The sequence below is a fragment of the Streptomyces aurantiaciflavus genome (assembly GCF_049808595.1).
Lineage (GTDB): Bacteria > Actinomycetota > Actinomycetes > Streptomycetales > Streptomycetaceae > Streptomyces.
Genome location: NZ_JBNCAQ010000048.1, coordinates 24,808 through 43,352, shown reverse-complemented (window position 1 = coordinate 43,352; position 18,545 = coordinate 24,808). Strand labels below are relative to the sequence as shown.

At 72.1% G+C, this 18,545-nt stretch carries 16 protein-coding genes and 1 pseudogene; 8 read left to right on the top strand and 9 right to left on the bottom strand.

Annotation, left to right across the window (positions count from 1 at the left end; translation table 11 throughout):
• Positions 1 to 120 precede the first annotated feature (120 nt).
• Positions 121 to 1,623 (top strand): GntT/GntP/DsdX family permease, encoded by a 1,503-nt coding sequence (locus ACPT94_RS38055; protein WP_425247896.1) that lies wholly within the window; start codon positions 121 to 123, stop codon positions 1,621 to 1,623.
• A gap of 52 nt (positions 1,624 to 1,675) precedes the next feature.
• Here the strand turns inward: ACPT94_RS38055 and ACPT94_RS38050 are convergent, their stop codons facing one another.
• The 4 genes from ACPT94_RS38050 to ACPT94_RS38035 all read right to left on the bottom strand — a co-directional run bounded on the left by ACPT94_RS38050 (position 1,676) and on the right by ACPT94_RS38035 (position 5,812).
• A complete protein-coding gene (locus ACPT94_RS38050) occupies positions 1,676 to 2,131 on the bottom strand; it encodes a (2Fe-2S)-binding protein (RefSeq protein ID WP_360335613.1) in 456 nt (151 codons plus the stop codon).
• A 94-nt stretch (positions 2,132 to 2,225) separates the two neighbouring features.
• Entirely contained in the window at positions 2,226 to 4,310 is a 2,085-nt protein-coding gene (locus ACPT94_RS38045) for a xanthine dehydrogenase family protein molybdopterin-binding subunit (protein ID WP_425247904.1), read from the bottom strand.
• 188 nt (positions 4,311 to 4,498) lie between these two features.
• Complete coding sequence (locus ACPT94_RS38040; protein ID WP_425247895.1) at positions 4,499 to 5,212, bottom strand: bleomycin resistance protein; 714 nt, start codon at positions 5,210 to 5,212, stop codon at positions 4,499 to 4,501.
• Between the two features lie 96 nt (positions 5,213 to 5,308).
• On the bottom strand, positions 5,309 to 5,812 hold the full coding sequence (locus ACPT94_RS38035; RefSeq protein ID WP_360335617.1) for a hypothetical protein: 504 nt from the start codon (positions 5,810 to 5,812) through the stop codon (positions 5,309 to 5,311).
• Between the two features lie 611 nt (positions 5,813 to 6,423).
• On the opposite strand from ACPT94_RS38035, the gene ACPT94_RS38030 reads away from it, so the two are divergent.
• Positions 6,424 to 7,911, top strand: coding sequence for a glycosyltransferase family 2 protein (locus tag ACPT94_RS38030; RefSeq protein WP_360335910.1), 1,488 nt, complete (start codon positions 6,424 to 6,426; stop codon positions 7,909 to 7,911).
• 85 nt (positions 7,912 to 7,996) lie between these two features.
• Here the strand turns inward: ACPT94_RS38030 and ACPT94_RS38025 are convergent, their stop codons facing one another.
• Together ACPT94_RS38025 and ACPT94_RS38020 are read right to left on the bottom strand one after the other, a co-directional pair.
• A complete protein-coding gene (locus ACPT94_RS38025; RefSeq protein ID WP_425247894.1) occupies positions 7,997 to 9,070 on the bottom strand; it encodes a PQQ-dependent sugar dehydrogenase in 1,074 nt (357 codons plus the stop codon).
• A gap of 4 nt (positions 9,071 to 9,074) precedes the next feature.
• Entirely contained in the window at positions 9,075 to 10,034 is a 960-nt protein-coding gene (locus tag ACPT94_RS38020) for a glycoside hydrolase family 5 protein (protein ID WP_360335621.1), read from the bottom strand.
• Positions 10,035 to 10,447: 413 nt separating this feature from the next.
• Here ACPT94_RS38020 and dhaK point away from each other — a divergent pair, with 413 nt between their 5' ends.
• The 4 genes and pseudogenes from dhaK to ACPT94_RS38000 all read left to right on the top strand — a co-directional run.
• Positions 10,448 to 11,440: a dihydroxyacetone kinase subunit DhaK gene (gene dhaK, locus ACPT94_RS38015; RefSeq protein WP_360335623.1), complete on the top strand. Its 993-nt coding sequence runs from the start codon at positions 10,448 to 10,450 to the stop codon at positions 11,438 to 11,440.
• Between the two features lie 51 nt (positions 11,441 to 11,491).
• The gene (dhaL, locus tag ACPT94_RS38010; protein ID WP_360335625.1) at positions 11,492 to 12,091 is read left to right on the top strand and encodes a dihydroxyacetone kinase subunit DhaL; all 600 of its coding nucleotides are present in this window, start codon (positions 11,492 to 11,494) and stop codon (positions 12,089 to 12,091) included.
• On the top strand, positions 12,084 to 12,494 hold the full coding sequence (locus ACPT94_RS38005) for a PTS-dependent dihydroxyacetone kinase phosphotransferase subunit DhaM (RefSeq protein ID WP_360335627.1): 411 nt from the start codon (positions 12,084 to 12,086) through the stop codon (positions 12,492 to 12,494). Before dhaL ends, ACPT94_RS38005 begins: the two co-directional genes overlap by 8 nt.
• A gap of 393 nt (positions 12,495 to 12,887) precedes the next feature.
• Positions 12,888 to 12,974: pseudogene (locus ACPT94_RS38000) on the top strand (3-ketoacyl-ACP reductase); the annotation flags it as partial.
• Between the two features lie 88 nt (positions 12,975 to 13,062).
• On the opposite strand, the gene ACPT94_RS37995 reads toward ACPT94_RS38000, so the two are convergent.
• Positions 13,063 to 13,818 (bottom strand): glycoside hydrolase family 75 protein, encoded by a 756-nt coding sequence (locus ACPT94_RS37995; RefSeq protein ID WP_425247893.1) that lies wholly within the window; start codon positions 13,816 to 13,818, stop codon positions 13,063 to 13,065.
• A 377-nt stretch (positions 13,819 to 14,195) separates the two neighbouring features.
• Between ACPT94_RS37995 and ACPT94_RS37990 the strand changes: the two genes are divergently transcribed.
• A complete protein-coding gene (locus ACPT94_RS37990; protein ID WP_425247892.1) occupies positions 14,196 to 15,152 on the top strand; it encodes a fibronectin type III domain-containing protein in 957 nt (318 codons plus the stop codon).
• Positions 15,153 to 15,325: 173 nt separating this feature from the next.
• Positions 15,326 to 15,892: a hypothetical protein gene (locus ACPT94_RS37985; RefSeq protein WP_360335631.1), complete on the top strand. Its 567-nt coding sequence runs from the start codon at positions 15,326 to 15,328 to the stop codon at positions 15,890 to 15,892.
• Here the strand turns inward: ACPT94_RS37985 and ACPT94_RS37980 are convergent.
• The gene (locus ACPT94_RS37980; protein WP_425247891.1) at positions 15,889 to 16,437 is read right to left on the bottom strand and encodes a PadR family transcriptional regulator; all 549 of its coding nucleotides are present in this window, start codon (positions 16,435 to 16,437) and stop codon (positions 15,889 to 15,891) included. The genes ACPT94_RS37985 and ACPT94_RS37980 overlap by 4 nt on opposite strands.
• A 31-nt stretch (positions 16,438 to 16,468) precedes the next feature.
• The gene (locus ACPT94_RS37975; RefSeq protein WP_425247890.1) at positions 16,469 to 18,484 is read right to left on the bottom strand and encodes an FAD-dependent oxidoreductase; all 2,016 of its coding nucleotides are present in this window, start codon (positions 18,482 to 18,484) and stop codon (positions 16,469 to 16,471) included.
• Positions 18,485 to 18,545 lie beyond the last annotated feature (61 nt).

Here is an 18,545-nt window from a genome sequence, read left to right as displayed (position 1 = left end):
CCCCGCCCGGCGTGCCCTCAGGAGGACACAGATGTCTCCCCGTCCCCGTACCGCAGTCGTCCACGACACAGCCGCCGATGGGCGCACGCCGTGCCCGGAGCAGTCGGCGGGAGGGCGAGGATGAGCGACGACGCGCTCCTGGTCATCGCGGTCGCCGGTGTCGCGGCCCTGCTGCTGCTCATCCTCAAGGCCAAGGTCCAGCCCTTCGTCGCCCTCGTCGTCGTCAGCGTCGGCGTGGCGCTTGCCGGGGGCGTACCGGCGGCCGATGTGGTCAGGACCGTCGAGGAGGGCATGGGCGCCACCCTGGGCCACATCGCCACCATCATCGCCCTGGGCGCGATGATCGGCCGGATCATCGAGCTCTCCGGGGGCGCCCACGCGTTCGCGCACGCCCTCATCGACCGGTTCGGCGGCCGGCACACCCCGCTGGCGCTGACGGTCGCCGGATTCGTCATCGGCATCCCGGTGTTCTTCGAGGTCGGGCTGATCATCCTCATGCCCATCGCGTACGGCGTGGCCCGCGCCGCCCGCAGGCCGCTGCTGGTGTACGCGCTGCCGATGGGCGCCGCGATGCTCACCGTGCACGCCTTCCTGCCGCCGCACCCCGGCGCGGTGGCCGCCGTCGAGGCGATCGGCGCCGACCAGGGGCTCGTACTGCTGATGGGCATCCCGCTCACCGCGGTCGTCGTCCTGCTGGGCCACCTCATGGCGCGCCGCCTCACGCGCCGCGCGTACCCGATGGACCCGGCGGTCCACGCCGAGGTGTACGGCGACCGGGAGCCGGGCCCGGGCGGCCGGGACAGCGGCACGACAGGCGCCGGTGACGCCGCGCCGGACCGCACCGCGCCGGACCTCACCACGTCAGTCCTGGCCTCGTCGCCCTCTGCGGTCGGCGACGGTCACGGCACCGCCGTCCTCGCCAGACCGGCCGCCGCGGCCACCGGGATCCGGCCGCCGTCGCCCGGCATGGTGCTGACGCTGATCGTCACCCCGATCCTGCTGATCCTGCTGGGCACCCTCGGCCAGAACCTGCTCGCCGACGGCTCCCCGCTCCGCGCCGTCCTCACGGTCCTCGGCGCGCCGATGGTGGCCCTGCTGATCGACGTCGCCCTGTGCGCGTACTTCCTGGGCGTCCGGCGCGGCTGGAGCCGTACGCGCCTCGCCGAGGTGATGGGTTCGGCGCTGCCGTCCGTCGCGATGGTGATCCTGGTGGCCGGCGCGGGCGGTGTCTTCGGCAAGGTGCTGATCGCCGGCGGCGTCGGCGACGCGGTGGCCGGCGTGCTGGAGCGGAGCGGGCTGTCCGCCCTGGCCCTGGCCTTCGTGACGGCGCTGGCGCTGCGCGCCGCCCTGGGCTCGACGACCGTGGCGCTGATCACCGGCGCCGGCATCCTCACCCCGCTGTTGCAACGCGCCGAGCTGTCGACCGGTCAGCTGTCGCTGGTGGCGCTGGCGATGGGCGCGGGCGGCCTGGCCGTCTCGCACGTCAACGACGCGGGCTACTGGATGTTCACCAGACTCGCCGGCCTCGACGTCCCGGCCGGCCTGCGGACGTGGACCGTCCTGACCACCGCCATGGGGCTGACGGGTTTCGGGCTCACGGCCTGTCTGTGGCCGCTGGTCTGAGCCGTCGGCCGCGCCCCGGCCTCCGACTCGGCATCGGCTGCCGCCGCGGACGTCACCCGTTGCCCGAGGCCTTCTTGATCGCTTCGCGGATCCGGGAGTACGTACCGCAGCGGCACACGTTCTCGATGCGGTCGATGTCGGCGTCGGTCGGTCGGTCCGTCCTCTTCAGCAGGGCCACCGCGGCCATGATCTGGCCCGGCTGGCAGAAGCCGCACTGCGCGACGTCGCAGTCGAGCCAGGCCTGCTGGACCGGGTGCAGCGTGTCGCCGTCGGCCAGGCCTTCGATCGTGGTGATCTCGCGGTCGGCGCAGTCCGCGACCGGAACGACACAGGGCTGGATCTCCTCGCCGTCGAGATGACTCGTGCAGGCGCGGCAGACGCCCACACCGCAGCCGTACTTGGGTCCGGTGACGTGCAGCAGGTCCCGCAGCGCCCACAGCAGGGGCATGTCGGCCGGTGCCTCGACGGTGACCTGTCTGCCGTTGAGGACGAAGGAGTAGGAGGGCATCGGCACCTTCTCAGAAGTCGCGGTGACAGAAGTCGAGGTCACTGAAGTGGAGGTCGCTGAGGTCGCTGAAGTGGAGGCCACAGAGGCCGAGGTCTCAGAAGTCGAGGGGGAAGCGGCGGGGCTTGGTACCGGTGGCCCGGGCGTAGGCGTTGGCGACGGCGCCGGCCGCGGCCGGGACGCCGAGTTCGCCCGCCCCGCCCGGGTCCCGTCGGGAGGGCATGATGTGCGCCTCGAAGTGCAGGGGAGCGTGTCGCTGCCGGGCGTAGCGGAAGTCGGCGTAGCTGCTCTCGCGGACGGCGCCCCGGTCGATGTGGAGACCGGCCTGCAGGACGGTGGAGATGCCGTCGATCGCGGTGCCCATGAGCTGGGCCTCGAGTCCGCGCGGGTTGACGGCGGTACCGACGTCGGCCGCCATCACCACCTTCGTCACCCGTGGGTTCTTCGGGTCGGTGGCGTCGATCTCGACCAGGCAGGCCACACAGGAGCCGTACTCCTCGTGGACGGCGACGCCCTGCGCCTGCCCCGCAGGCAGTTTCCGGCCCCAGTCTCCGGCGGCCGCGGCCTTGTCGAGCACGGCTCTGACGGCCTTGTTCCTGAGCGTGGTGCGCCGGAAGGCGACGGGGTCCTGGCGCAGGCTGCGGGCCACCTCGTCGACGATGATCTCCTCGGCGGTCCGCATCGTCCCGGAGTCCACCGACCGCCAGGCGCCGAGGGGCATCGCCAGCTCGACCGAGCCCGAGTCGCCGGAGACGCGGCCGAAGTTGTACAGCCCGCTGTCGCTGGGCAGCGGGGCGGCGACGGCGCGTGCGGCTGACGCCGCCCCGCCCTGGGCGGACAGTCCCCGCGCCTCGTACGACTCGCTCACGGAGGCGGTCATGTGGGTGAAGGCGACCACCCTGCTCCGGGCGTGGCTGGCGCGGATGCGGTGGTGGCCGGCCGGGCGCATCCTGCCGTGCCGGATGTCGTCGGCGCGGCTCCACATCAGCTTGACCGGCCGGCGCGCCGCCTTCGAGATGAGGGCCGCCTCGAGCGCGGCGTCGTGGTTCAGCCGCCGGCCGAAGGAGCCGCCGCCGCGCACGACATGGACCCGCACCTTCGACGGGGGCAGCCCGACCGCCGAGGCGATGCTGTCCCGCGCGTCCATCGGCGTCTGGGAGGAGAACCAGATCTCGGCACGATCGGCCCGGACGTCCGCCACCGCGGTCAGCACCTCCATCGGCGCGTGGCTGACAAAGGCGAACTCGAACTCGCCCTCCACCTGCGTCGATCCGGGCGGCGGGGCGGTCGGCGCGGGGACGGCGGCCCGCAGTCGCGAGCGGATCGCGGTGTCGGACAGCGACGCCAGTGGGCCCGGCGCCCAGGTGATCCTCAGGGCGTCCCGGGCCTTGAACGCGTGGTGGAAGGACTCCGCCACCACGGCGACCCCGCCGGCGACCTTGACGACGGCGTGGACGCCCGGCATCGCGCGGGCCGCCCGGTCGTCGACGGACACGGCCCTGCCCCCGAGCGTCGGCGGCCGCGCCACCACGGTCGGCTTCGCCCCCGCGACCGTCAGATCCCCGGCGTACTTCGCCTTGCCGGTGACGATGTCCCGGGCGTCGATCCTGGTCGTCGGCCGCCCGATGACCCGGTGCCGGGACGCCGGCTTGGGCCTGGTCGACACGGCCGGCCGGTCGATCCGGGCGGCGCTCGCCGTCAGTGAACCGAAGGTGGCCGTGCGCCCGTCCGGCGCGAACACCCTCGTGTCCCTGGTGCGCAGGGTCCACGCGGGCAGACGCCAGCGCCGGGCGGCCGCGGTCACCAGCTTGGCGCGTGCCATGGCGGCCAGCTCGCGGGCCGGACCGTACAGCGAACGGACCGAACTCGAACCGCCGGTGAACTGGTTGCCCTGGGTGCGGGCGTCGGCCAGGGGGATGTCGACATCGGCGAGCCGGGCGTCCAGCTCCTCGGCGATCAGCATCGCGACCGCGGTGGTGACCCCCTGTCCGACCTCGACGCGCGGCAGCCGTACGACGACCCTGTTGGCTTCGGTGACTTCGAGGACGAGCATCTCCTCGTCGGTGCCGCTCACCAGGACGTCGGACGGTCTCCGGGCAGCCTCGGCGCCTTCCGCGGACGATGTGTCGCAGCCGAGGGGGGCCGCGACGGTCAGGGTGGACGCCGCCAGCGAGTACACCATGAACCTACGGCGGGACAGCTGACGCGCCATCAGGCACTCCTCTCCGAGTTCCCCGGTCCGGTCGACTGGTAGGAGGGGTCAGCGCCCTTCAGGGTTGCGTGCGGGAGCCCGACGTCTCTTCGGGGAGTGCCGCGTCGAGGCCCCGGGACCGCACGGCGCCGGCCTGCGTCCGCGCCCGGGCTGCGGGTTCACCGCCGGGCCCTGTCCCGTACGTCCTCCAGGCGCAGGAGGGCGTCCCGGGCCGCCTCCCGCTCCTCGGGGGTGAGGGGGACCGCCGCGGCCCGCGCGAGCGCGGAGGCAGCCGTCTCCTCGTCACCGAGGCGCTCGGCGACATCCGCCCGCAGCACGAGGAGCTGAAGCAGTTGCACGCGCGTCGGGCTCTCGTCCGCCAGGCTCAGGACGCGGTCGACGACCTTCGCGGCGGCGGCCGGGTCCTCCTTCGAGTCCGCGAGGAGGGAGGCGTGGTGCAGGGCCTTCGCGAAGGTCTCCTCGGGTGCGGGCCGGTGGTGCAGGTCCTCGCTCGTCCGCTGCCCCACACGTACGCAGTTGCCGCCGGGATCGGTCATGAGGAACTGCCGGACGCCGTACGGCATGTCCTTCAGCGCTCCGATGCGCGGCAGCCCCCGGGTCGGGATCCTCCCGTAGACGGCCTTGAGCCCGGCCCGGAACGCCTCGTACAGCCCGTCGACGTCCTCGGTCAGGACGTAGCACGTGCTCATCGACTCGGCCGGCTCGTACCGCTTCGTCCCGAAGAACTGGAGCTCGATGCCGCCCCGCTCCACCACGGCGTAGGGGTTGGGGCTCCGCTGCTGGAGGGTCACCTCGAACCCGAGCGCGGTGTAGAAGTCGAGCACTGGCTGGAGGGTCCGGCACGGCAGGATCGGAATCGTCTTCTCGCCCATGGACTCCACTCTAGTCAAAGTTGACTAGAGTGCCCACTCTCCGGCCGGCGGCACTTCCGCAGCGTCATCGGGGCGTGGTCCGGCTTCCAGCCGGTGTCAGGACGCGCCCGGGGCCGGGGTCGGGCCGATGCCCCGCAGTTGCTGGATCGTCCCGCCGAGCTTGGCGCGGAACTGCTCCAGCATCTCCGGCTCCTTCGCGCTGACGATCCATCGGGAGCCGACCAGGTACTTGCCCCCGTAGACGGCGGCGGAGTCCAGCCAGGCCTGCTTGTACTTCTCCTCGGGGAAGGTGGTGATGAGGTAGTCGATCTTCTCCGTGTGACACAGGCCCTGGCGCAGTTCGTCCGCGTCGATCCGGATCTTGGGCTTGCAGCCCGTCAGACCGGCGATCACCTCGACCTTCGCCGGTGCCACGACACCGGCCGCGGGGGCGGCGGAGATCTTCGCCGGATCGCTGTTCAGCGCGGCGTCTTCCTCACCGCCGCTGCACGCCGTGACCAGGGGCAGCAGGGCCAGGCTCGCGACGAGCGCGGCGCCGCGTATCCGGCGGGCGGTGGGCAGGGTCCGGCCGATGCGTCCTCGCTGCGACTGCTGTGGCACGTGCCTCTCCGTGTCCGGTCCAGGGCGCCTGCCCGCGCGGGGCGGCCAGGCGTACGACTACGACAGGGGATACGGGCGAACGGCAGCGGCCGTTCAGCCCTCATGTCTCCGCAGCCACGAGGACGCGCGGGACCGTCGTGGTGGCCGGCCCGCCGAGCGATGCGTCTGCGGCTCCTCGAGACGCGCTCGCCGGGAGGGCGGCAGAGGGAAGCGCTGCCGCCCGGCTCCCCCAACTCCCGCTGACAGAGCGTGAAAGGCCCGCTGCGAGGCGGGCCGTGGCCCGGACAGTTCCCCGCGCTCTTGGGTGGGTGCCACTTCGCCGAATCCTTCCTTCGAGCGACCCATGCAGCAATCGGCCCAGCCGAATGCGCAGGTCACGCCTGGGCTGGCTAGGGCTTGGAGGTGACCACTCCACCTTCGAGGAGCACCACATGAGCCTTGATTCCCCTGACGCCGTCGTGACGGAGATCCGGTCGTCGACCGCGCAGCGGATAGTCCCCCGGTCCGGGCAGACCTCCGGCTGCGTACTCCCCGAGCCTCCGGACGACAAGGAGAAGTACTCCTACGTCAGACGTCACCTCTGGGTACTCACGGCCGCCTCGCTCATCAGCATGAGCTGTCTTGTCTTCAGCCAGTTCAAGCTGGTCCAGTCCTCGCCGTGGCTGATCGTCCTGTTGCCGTGCCTGGTCTTCACCGTTGTCTACTACGTCACCTCGATGCGAGTGAACGCCTTCACGGCCGACTTCGATCTGAAGGCCCATCGCCAACTGGTCCAGGGCTGGCGTCCGCCGGTGTACCCGACGGTCGCGGTCTTCCTGCCGGTGTGCGGCGAACCGGTCGACGTACTGGAGAACACCTGGACGCATGTGCGCCGGCTCGCCGACCGCTACCCCGGCAGGGCCACCCCGTACGTACTCGACGACTCCGCCAACCCGGAACTCGCCGCGCTGGCCGAGAGGTTCGGCTTCGTCTACGGGACCCGGCCCAACCGGGGCTGGTTCAAGAAGGCCGGCAACCTGCACTACGGGCTGAGCATCTCCGACGAGGAGTACATCCTCATCCTCGACGCCGACTTCGCCCCCCGGGCGGATCTGCTGGAGGAACTGCTGCCGTACATGGAGCGTGACCCGGAGATCGGCATCGTCCAGTCTCCGCAGTACTTCCGCGTGCTCGGCCGCCAGACCTGGATCGAGCGCGGTGCGGGTTCCGTCCAGGAGCTCTTCTACCGGGCGGTCCAGGTTTCCCGTCAGCGCCATGGTGGCGCCATCTGTGTGGGGAGCTGCGCCGTGTACCGGCGGACGGCTCTGGAGGCCAACGGCGGTACCACGCTGATCGAGCACTCCGAGGACGTGCACACGGGCTTCGACCTGCGGCGTCTGGGCTGGTCCCTGCGCTATGTGCCGATCCCGCTCGCCACCGGCAACTGTCCCGACAACGTGAACGCGTTCTACCACCAGCAGTACCGCTGGTGCTCGGGCTCCATGAGCCTGCTGGGAAGCAAGAAGTTCTGGGACACGAAGCTCAGGCTGACCACCCGGCTCTGCTACATCTCGGGCTTCTTCTACTACCTCCACACGGCACTGTTCACCTTCGTGGCGCCGCTGGTGCCGATCGTCCTGCTGGTGGCCATGCCGGAGAAGCTGAAGGTCGAGTACCTGCTGCTGGTCCTTCCCAGCGTCGTCTACACGGTGCTGATCTTCCCGTTGTGGCACAGATGCGCCTATCGGCTCGACGCATGGGCCGTGCGCCTGATGTACGGCTGGGCGCACCTGTTCGCCATCTGGGACATCGTGCGCGGCAGGCGCCAGTCCTGGCGGCCGACCGGCTCGGCGTCCGCGGGCAGGAGCACGAACAGGCGCTTCTGGATCGGTGTCTGGGTCTGGAACGGCGGAACGGCACTCGTGTGGGTGAGCGCCGCGACCTGGCGCACGCTGACCCTGTACCCGCCGGACTTCAGCCTGGTGCTGGCCTCCGGCCTGTTCTACGCCGCGATCGTCGGCCGGGTCCTCGTCCCGCCACGGGAGACCGCCGCGGCCCGCGTGCCCGCCGCCGCGCGGAGAAAGGTGCTGGAGCCCGCGGAGAATCTCGGGGGACTGTGAAACGCAAAGAGGTCCTCAGAGCCCGGGCGGGGGCTCTGAGGACCTCTCTCCTTTTGCTCGAACGACGGCTACCTGGCGCCTCTGGTCACTTGAGCTCGACCTGGAGCACCCTGTCCGCGTTCTTGCCCGCCTTGTCGGTGGTGATCCACAGGGCGTTCCTGCCCGGGACCTTCACGACGTCCCGCAGCCGGCCGAAGCCCTTGGTGTAGTACGCGACCGGAGTGCCGGCGTGGAGGCCGGCGACCGGGACGCGCCACAGCCGCTGTCCTCTCAGCGCGGCGGCGTACAGGGCGCCGTCGGCGTGGGCCAGGCCGCTCGGCACGGCATCGGCGGGATGCCACTTGCGCTCGGGGTCGGTCAGGCCGGCTTTGGCGCAGGTCCCCTCGCAGGCGGGCCAGCCGTAGTTCCCGCCGGGCCTGATGCGGTTCAGCTCGTCGTACGTGCTGTTGCCGATCTCGGTCTCCCACAGGCGGCCCTGCGCGTCCCAGGCGATGCCTTCGGGGTTGCGGTGGCCGTAGGAGTAGACGAGCGTGCCGAAGGGGTTGCCCGGCGCCGGCCTGCCGTCCTTGGTCATGCGCAGGATCTTGCCGTTGAGGGAGTTCCTGTCCTGCGCGTCACCGGCCTTGTCGGCGTCCCCGGTGGTGACGTAGAGGAAGCCGTCGGGGCCGAACTTGATACGGCCGCCGTTGTGCAGGCCTCTCTTGATGCCGGTGACGAGTTTCTTGTAGCCGGTGAGCCTCGCACCGTCGTAGGTCATCCGGGCGACCCGGATGCCGTCCTTGGCCCCGTGGTAGACGAAGACGTGGTGGTCCTGTCGCCAGTCGGGTGAGACCGCGATCCCCAGCAGCGAGTCCCCGCTGCGGAAAGCGGTGACATCGGTGGGGACCTGGGTTCTGGCACCGGACCGGGTGACCTTGAAGATCTTGCGCGAGTCCCGTTCGTTGATCAGCGCCGAACCGTCCGGCAGCCAGCTCACACCCCAGGGGTTGTTCCACCCGGAGGAAATGGTCCTGATCCCTGAGGGCGCCATGGCGGCGGAAGCGGACGGGACCTGCGCCGCGTTCCCGGTCGCCGTCAGCGGGACCAGCAGTCCGGCCGCGGCGGCCACGGCTGCCCCGGCGCGGATCGTGGTCCTCCGGGAGGGCATGACGGTGTGCACGGCCTCAGCCCCTGATCCGTGCACGGATCCAGGCCCCGCTCCGGGTGAGAGCGTCGGCGGCGGCGAAGTTGCCGGTGCGGCAGGTGCCCTTCTTGAACACCGAGTGTTCCCGGTCGTCGTCGGAGAGGCTCCAGTTCGTCCAGCTGATCTTCTTCCTGGCCATCAGGTCGACCCACTTCTGGGCCGTGGGGAAGTCGCTGCCGTATCCCGTCCACGACGCGATGCCCCACTCGGTGACGAACACCGGGAGTCTGGCCGAGGCACGGTCCAGGATCTGCATGTATCCCTCCGCCGCCACGCGCGCGTAGAAGTGGAAGGTGTACATGATGTTCTTCGCGGCGACGGGGTTGTTGACGACCGTCCGCTCGTTGGAGCCCTCGGACGCGCTGAACGTGGCCCAGCCGGGTGTCGGGACGAGGACCACGCTGTCGGGATCCTGGGAGCGGATCACCGGGATGATCTTCTCCGAGTACCTCTTGATGGTCGGCCAGTTCACGCCGTGGGGCTCGTTGGCGATCTCGTAGATCACGTTGTTCCGCTGCTTGTGCCGCCCGGCGATCTCCTTGAAGAACTTCTTCGCGTTCTCGAAGTCCTTGTTCGGGTCGCCGGGGTTGACCATGTGCCAGTCGACGATGACGTACATGCCGCGGGCGCTCGCCCGCTCGATCAGCCGGTGCACCAGGTCGGTGTACTTCTTCGGATTCGTCTCGTACCCGCCCTGACGGGCGTACGTCGCGACGCGTACGACGCTCGCCTTCCAGTCGTTCGCCAGGACGTCCATGGCGCGGTCGCTCAGGCAGTGGGCGAACCACTGGGTACCGTGCGAACTCAGGCCTCGCAGCTGAACCGGTTTGCCGGATTCGGAACACAGCTGCGTACCGCAGACGCGGATCTTTCCGTATTGCTTGACCGGAGTCGCGGCCTTGGCCTCCGGTCGGTTCTCCTGTCCGTGCGCCGTGGTCACCGGGAGAAGGCTCAGCGTCGCCGCCAGAGCCAGTGAACTTCGGGCGACCCAACGGTTGCGGGAAGTGAGTGAGCGCACCTCTTCCTCCAATTCCCTGAGATGGTGTGCTCAGCAAATCTGACGAAAAAAACGTCATAAGTAATGCGGCGTCGACGTGCTTCGTCCGAGGGGCGGGGAATGTTCACCCCCATGGGCCACGTTCACCCGGTCGAGGGCCCCGGCCTGGGGTGATGCACGGTGCGGGTCGCTCCCACGCCGTGCACGCGCGGCCTCCGGCAGCCCGGAGAAGGCCCCCGTCGGCGTCCGCACAGGTGACCCGCGCTCGATCAGCGTCGATACTTCCGAGAGCGGCTTGTGATCCTTCGACCGGCGCGTCGGGCCCCGCCTGACGCCAGTCTCACCAGGAGGTACCCATGAGGATGCTCATCAACGTCCCGGAATCCGTGGTCGCGGACGCCCTGCGCGGTATGGCCGCCGCTCATCCCGAGCTGACCGTCGACGTCGAGAACCGGGTGATCGTGCGGCGGGACGCCCCGGTGGCCGGGAAGGTGGGGCTGGTGTCGGGGGGCGGGTCCGGGCACGAGCCGCTGCACGGCGGATTCGTGGGGCCCGGGATGCTCTCGGCGGCCTGTCCGGGGGAGGTCTTCACCTCTCCCGTGCCCGATCAGATGGCGCGGGCCGCGGCCGCCGTCGACAGCGGCGCGGGGGTGCTGTTCGTCGTGAAGAACTACACCGGCGACGTCCTCAACTTCGACATGGCCGCCGAGCTCGCCGAGGACGAGGGCATCCGGATCGCGAAGGTGCTGGTGAACGACGACGTCGCCGTGACCGACAGTCTGTACACCGCCGGGCGCCGCGGTACCGGCGCGACGCTGTTCGTGGAGAAGATCGCGGGGGCCGCGGCCGAGGAGGGGCAGCCCCTGGAGCAGGTCGAGGCGATCGCTCGACAGGTCAACGAGAACGCGCGCAGTTTCGGGGTCGCGCTCAGCGCGTGCACGACGCCCGCCAAGGGCAGCCCGACCTTCGACCTGCCCCCCGGTGAGCTGGAGCTGGGCATCGGCATCCACGGCGAGCCGGGGCGGGAGCGGCGGGCCATGATGACGTCCGGCGAGATCGCGGACTTCGCGGTGCACGCCATCCTGGAGGACATGTCGCCGCGCAACCCCGTCCTCGTGCTGGTCAACGGCATGGGTGGGACGCCGCTGCTGGAGCTGTACGGCTTCAACGCCGAGGTGCAGCGGGTGCTGGCCGAGCGGGGGGTGGCCGTCGCCCGTACGCTCGTCGGCAACTACGTGACGTCGCTCGACATGGCCGGTGCCTCGGTGACCCTGTGCCAGATCGACGAGGAGCTGTTGCGGTTGTGGGACGCGCCGGTGAAGACGCCCGGGCTGCGGTGGGGCATGTGACGCGGGGGCGTACGCACCGCGCCCGACGTATCTACCAGGCAAGGAGTTCCTGTGCTCGACGCCGATTTCTTCCGCCGCTGGATGGCGGTGACCGCCGCGTCCGTCGACCGTGAGGCGGAGCGGCTCACCGCCCTCGACTCGCCCATCGGGGACGCCGACCACGGCAGCAACCTCCAGCGGGGCTTCACTTCCGTGAGCGCCGCCCTGAAGGAGGAGGCGCCCGCGACGCCCGGTGCCGTCCTCGTCCTCGCCGGACGCCGGCTCATCTCCACCGTCGGCGGGGCGTCGGGACCCCTGTACGGCACGCTGCTGCGGCGTACCGGGAAGGCGCTCGGGGAGGCGGCCGAGGTGAGCGAGGAGCAGTTGGCGGAGGCGTTGCGCGCGGGAGTGGACGCGGTGATGCAGCTCGGCGGGGCCGCGCCGGGCGACAAGACCATGATCGACGCGCTGGTGCCCGCCGTGGACGCCCTGGGCGACGGGTTCGGCGCGGCGCGGACCGCCGCCGAGCAGGGCGCCCTCGCCACGACGCCCCTTCAGGCCCGCAAGGGCCGGGCGAGCTATCTGGGCGAGCGCAGCATCGGGCACCAGGATCCGGGCGCCACCTCGGCGGCACTGCTGGTCGCGGGCCTCGCGGAGGCCGCCGGTGAGTGACGACAGGCCGGTCGGGATCGTGCTCGTGTCGCACAGCGCGCAGGTCGCGGCCTCGGTCGCCGAGTTGGCGCGGGACCTCGCGGGGGGCGGGACCGCCGTGCCCGTCGCTCCGGCGGGCGGCACGGAGGGGGGTGGGCTGGGGACGAGCGCGGAGCTGATCGCCGCCGCTGCCGCCTCGGTGGACCGAGGTGCCGGGGTCGCCGTCCTCGCGGACCTCGGCAGTGCCGTGCTCACCGTGAAGGCGCTGCTCGCCGAGGGCGACGAACTGCCCGAGGGCACCCGGCTCGTGGACGCGCCGTTCGTGGAGGGCGCGGTGGCCGCGGTCGTCACGGCGGCGACGGGAGCCGACCTCGACGCGGTGGTGGCGGCGGCCGCGGAGGCGTACACCTACCGGAAGGTGTGACCGACGCCCGGTCGGGCTCCGGCGCCGCCCCGCGCGGGCCCGACCGGCGCGGTGGCGGGACACGCTCGCCTCAGGAGAGGTGACCGCCTGGAGCAGGCCCTGCCACCGCCCCAGGAACCGGCGGAAGCGTGCACCCACCCGGAGAGGTCTGCCCCCGCCCCGGGCAAGCCCTCCAACGGCCCCGCGGGGGCGGCGGGGACGCTCCGCCAGGAAGCCGGCGGGGGTGTTTCGCCCAAAAGGCGCCCCTGCCTCAGGGAGGTCCCTCCCTCACCCGGCCGGAGCGGCGGGGCGTGTACCCTGTGCGCCCCCGCTTCGGGCAGGTCGCTTCAATGCCCCGAGCGGAGCCGGCGGAGGCGTCTCGCCCGCCTGGCCGTGCGATCTCCGCTCAGGTGGGCCGCGCCGATGTTCCTCGCCTCGGACGCGGCGAGCAACGTCGACGGTGTGATCCTGCCCGTCGACGACGGCTGGTCGGCGGTCTGAGGCCCCGGACGCCGGACGGCCCCTCGGCCGCCCACCCGGGCCGTCCGGCCACCCGGTGGGCCGCCGCGGTCCCCGGTGGCCCGCCCTCTCATCCGGCCTCCGCCTCGCCTCGAAAAAACGGCTGACCGCCCAGGGGCACCCCCGACCGCCGCACCCCGTCCGCCTCGCCCCGCACGAACAGCAGCGCCAGCCGCTCCCCCACCTCGACGGCGGACGCGTGGCTCTCGATGGGCGCGGCTCGGGAGTTCCTGAAGACGATGTAGGTGACGCCGGACGGTACGCCGCCGCCGCGTGGGTCGGGGTGGATGCCGAGCGCCTGGGCGGTGGCGTACGAGGCCTCGCCGATGATCTCCTGCGGTCCGACGTCACCGACGACCGCGTACTGGACGCGGTCCTGGTAGAGGACGGCCGCGACCGCGCCTCCGCGCACGCCGTGGTCGCGGTGGTTCCAGATGTCGCTCACCCCGGGGACGACGATGTACGGCAGGTCCTCGGCGCTCAGGTAACGGCCGTCGGACTGGGTGAAGGCGGTGGCCGGCCAGAACGCGGGGTCGGTGGCGCTGTTGCAGTGGGTGCCGGGACGGCCGTCGCAGGCGATGTCCATGTCGGCCTTCCAGAAGACCGCTTCTTCGGTTCCGCAGACCGGGATCGTGGCGGGCCGGCCGGCATCGGTGCGGTAGCCGCCGCGGGAGACGGGAGCGCAGTCCCGCACCCGGGCCAGCAGGTCGGCGGCGCGCACGGAGCCCTCGTGCCGCGCGACCGGCTCCCACGGAGCGCCCGGGGAGGCGGCCGGGGCCAGGAGGGCGAGGCCGGCCGCGGCCGGGGCCAGGTACCGGACAGGCACGATGAGGAAGCCTCTCGTGAGGGACGGGGACGAGTACTGGCCCAATCTGGTGCCGGTCCCCTCCCGGGGCCACCCCGAGGGGGCCGTACGGTGCACCGCTTGCGGCGGTGCGACACGGGCCGGGGACCGGCGCGCGTCTCGGCGCCGGCCGCCCGGCCGCCCCGCAGGCGCGGGATCAGCGACGACAGCGGTCCGCGCCACCGGCAGGAACTCCCGAGCCCTCAGGGAGAGTTCAGCCGTGAGGAGCCTCAGCATACGAAACTCCCCGGACCGTCCACCAACACCGGGCCCCACCGCGCCGCCCTCTTGATGTGCTCACACCGACAGGTCATATTGGTCCGGACCATTGCCGTGGTGCCGGGCCGGGAGGCGAGGCCGTGCGACGCGTCGTGCTGTGCGCAGGGGTGCTGGCGGTGTGCTGCGGATGCGCGGCTCCGGGCGGCGGTGACGAGGGGCGGGCACCCGGCGCCCCCACCGGGGTCACCGCGGAGGCGGGGAGCGCGACCAGTGTGCACGTGATGTGGAACGCCGTCCCCGAGGTCAGCGCGTACGAGGTCTTCCGGGGCGCCGCGAAGGTCGGGGAGGTGTCCGCCTCCGCGCGCATGCTGGACGTCACCCGCCTGGCGCCGTCCACCACGTACGTCTTCACCGTCCGCGCCCGCGACGGGGAGGGCCGGCTCGGGCCGCGCAGCCGGGAGGTACGGGCGACGACTCCGGCGGCGCTCGCGGCCGACCGCTCGGCCCCGACCCGGCCGGGCGGCGGCGTCGGCCGGGCCGCCGGGAGCCGGGCGGTCCAGCTGTCCTGGTCGGCGTCCACGGACGACCGCGAGGTGGTGTCGTACGACGTCTACCAGGGCGGGACGAAGATCCACAGCGTGGGCGGGGGCCGGACGACGACGGTGGTCACGGGGCTGCGGCCGGGCACCCGCTACACCTTCACCGTGCGGGCGCGGGACGCGGCCGGCAACCTCTCGCCCGCCGGCACGCCCGTGCGTCTCGCCACCGCACCCGGCGCCGGCGAGGGGCGGGACACCGCGCCGACAGGGTTCCGGGCGACGACCCGGCAGGCCGGCGGGGCGTACTACCTCGACCTGGTCTGGGTGCCGCCGCGCGTGGACGGCGTGGTCACGGAGTACCAGATCCAGCTCGACGGGCAGCCGGCCACCTCGCTCGTGTGGGGCGGTACGGCGCCGCGCGAGAAGGCCGCGTACACCTTCTACGTGGGCCGGGAGGCCGGGGTCGGCCATCGGGTGCGGCTGCGGGCCCGGCTGCCGGACGGGACGTGGGGCGCGTACTCGGCGGAACGGGCGGTGACGACGGGCGCCCGGTCCTGACGCGCCGCCCTGCGGACGGGGCCGTTCGGGGGAACGCTTCACCCGGTCGGCGGCGGCCGGAGTGCGGGGCGGTCCGCGGGCGCGTTGGCTGCCCCTGAGGCAGCACGGGCGTACCCGATCCTCGGCGGCGCAAGGGATGTACCGCCAACCGTGCCGCCGCCGGAGGACATCCGATGCGCACTTCACGTCTTCTCATCCGTACCGGACTGACCGTGGCAGCCGCCGCCGCGCTTCCGCTCGCCGTGACCGCCCAGCCGGCCGCCGCTCGGGTCTCGGGCATCTCGGTGAGCACCACCGGCTCCACGGTGTCCGTGGTGACCAGCGCCTGCGCCCAGATCAACGGCAGCTGGGGCTCGGGGGCCCTGCTCAGCAGCGGCCAGACGAGCTTCTCCCAGGGGCGCCAGGTGGCGCTGTCCGGCACGACCGTCAGCCAGTCCGCCGCCTGGTCGGGCGTCAGCCCGGGCACGTACACGGTGGTCGTCGTGTGCTCGAACGGCACCACCGCCGGCACCCAGTCGGTGATCGTGTCCACCTCGTCCAACCCGGCCACCTCGTCCGACTCGTCCGACTCGACGATCTCCTCGACGGCCTCGCCCACGCGCGGGGTCCTGGGCGGCGTGGGCGGAGCGGTCCGCGACTACGGCACGGTCACCCTGGCGATCGGCGGCGTCCTGGTGGGGTCGGGCGTCATCGCGGCGGTCTGGTTCCTGCGCCGCCGCTCGAAGCCGTACCGGTTCTAGGACGCCTGTTCGGCCGGTCCGGGCAGCTCCTCCAGGGCCTCGGTGAGCCACTGGATCCAGAACGTCTCGAGTTCGATGCCCGCGCGCAGGACCAGGTGCTGCAGCCTGGCCTGCGCGCTGTCGTCGCCGGGCGGGAAGTCGCGCTTCTCGATCTCCTCGTACTCCGCCAACTGGCGCCGGTGCAGGTCGAGATGGCGGCGCAGGTCGGCTTCGAGGCCGGCGGTGCCGACGACGGCGGCGGCGCGCAGCCGCAGCAGCAGCGCGTCGCGGTGGGGCTTGGGGTCCTGCGCCGCGGCCGTCCACCGGCGCAGTTCGGCGCGGCCCGCGGGCAGGACCTCGTAGCTCTTGCGCTGCCCGCGGGCCGGCTGCTCCGCCGGCAGGGCGCGGATGAAGCCCTCGGCCTCCAGTTTTCCCAGCTCGCGGTAGATCTGCTGGTGCGTCGCCGACCAGAAGTAGCCGATCGACTTGTCGAAGCGGCGGGTCAGATCCAGCCCCGACGACGGCTTCTCTAGCAGAGCGGTGAGGATCGCGTGCGGGAGTGACATGGGCTCATCCTAGGGAGGTGGCTGTACGGCCCTACAGCGCCGCCGCCAGCTCCGTTCCCTGCTTGACGGCGCGCTTGGCGTCCAGTTCGGCGGCCACGTCGGCGCCGCCGACGAGGTGCGCGCTCACCCCGGCGGCGATCAGCTCCTCGTACAGGTCGCGGCGCGGTTCCTGGCCGGTGCACAGCACGACGGTGTCGACCTCCAGGACCCTGCTCTCCTCGCCGACGGTGATGTGCACTCCGGCGTCGTCGATCCGGTCGTAGCGCACGCCCGGGACCATCGTCACGCCCCGGTGCTTGAGCTCGGTGCGGTGGATCCAGCCGGTGGTCCTGCCGAGGCCCGCGCCGACCTTGCCGGCCTTGCGCTGGAGCAGATGGACGGTGCGCGGCGGGGCGGGCCGCTCGGGTGCGGCGAGGCCGCCGGGGGCCGCGTAGTCCATGTCGACGCCCCAGTGGCGGAAGTACGTGGCGGGGTCCTCGCTCGCCTTGTCGCCGCCGTCGGTGAGGAACTCGGCGACGTCGAAGCCGATGCCGCCGGCGCCGAGGATCGCGACACGGTCGCCGACGGGCGCGCCGTCGCGCAGCACGTCGAGGTAGCCGACGACGCTCGGGTGGTCGACGCCGGGGATGTCGGGGGTGCGGGGGGTCACGCCGGTGGCGACGACGACCTCGTCGTAGCCCGCCAGGTCGCCCGCCGCCACAGGTGTGTTCAGCCGTACGTCCACGCCGTGGGCGTCCAGCTGGTGGCGGAAGTAGCGCAGCGTCTCGTCGAACTCCTGCTTGCCGGGGACCTTGCGGGCGACGTTGAGCTGACCGCCGATCTCGCCGGCGGCGTCGAAGAGGGTGACGTCATGACCGCGTTCGGCCGCGCTGACGGCACACGCGAGGCCCGCCGGGCCCGCGCCGACGACCGCCACCCGCTTGCGCAGGCGCGTCGGGGAGAGGACCAGCTCGGTCTCGTGGCAGGCGCGCGGGTTGACCAGGCAGGAGGTGATCTGCCCGCTGAAGGAGTGGTCGAGGCAGGCCTGGTTGCAGCCGATGCAGGTGTTGATGGCCTCGGGCGTGCCGGCGGCGGCCTTGTTCACGAAGTCGGGGTCGGCGAGCATCGGGCGGGCCATCGAGACCATGTCCGCGCAGCCGTCGGCGAGCAACTGCTCGGCGAGTTCGGGGGTGTTGATACGGTTGGTGGTGATGAGCGGCACCGAGACGGCGCCCATGAGCTTCTTCGTCACCCAGGTGTAGGCACCGCGCGGCACGGAGGTGGCGATGGTGGGGATGCGGGCCTCGTGCCAGCCGATGCCGGTGTTGATGAGGGTCGCTCCGGCGGCCTCGACGGCCTGCGCGAGGGTGACGACCTCGTCCAGCGTCGAGCCGCCGGGCACGAGATCGAGCATCGACAGCCGGTAGATGATGACGAAGTCCTCGCCGACCGCCTCACGCACCCGTCGCACGATCTCGACGGGAAAGCGCATCCGGTTCTCGTAGGAGCCGCCCCAGCGGTCGGTGCGGTGGTTGGTCGGGGCGGCGACGAACTCGTTGATGAGGTAGCCCTCGGAGCCCATGATCTCCACGCCGTCGTAGCCGGCCTGCCGGGCGAGGCGGGCGGTGCGAGCGTAGTCGTCGATGGTGCGCTCGATGTCGGCGTCGGTCAGTTCGCGGGGCGGGAAGGGGCTGATGGGCGCCTGCAGCGGGCTGGGGGCGACCAGGTCGCGGTGGTAGGCGTAGCGGCCGAAGTGGAGGATCTGCAGGGCTATGCGGCCGCCCTCGCGGTGCACGGCCTCGGTGACCGTCCGGTGCTGCTCGGCCTCGGCGTCCGTGGTGAGCTTGGCGCCGCCCTCCTTCGGCCGGCCCTCGTCGTTGGGGGCGATGCCGCCGGTGACGATCAGGCCGACTCCCCCGCGCGCGCGGGCGGCGTAGAACTCCGCCATGCGTGCGAAGCCCCCCTCGGCCTCCTCCAGGCCGACGTGCATCGAGCCCATGAGGACGCGGTTGGGCAGCGTGGTGAAGCCGAGGTCCAGCGGGCTCAGCAGGTGGGGGTAACGGCTCATGGCAGGCCTCCGTGCGCGGTGTCGTCCCCTGTAGTTCTAGAGGCCGCGCACGGATTATGCA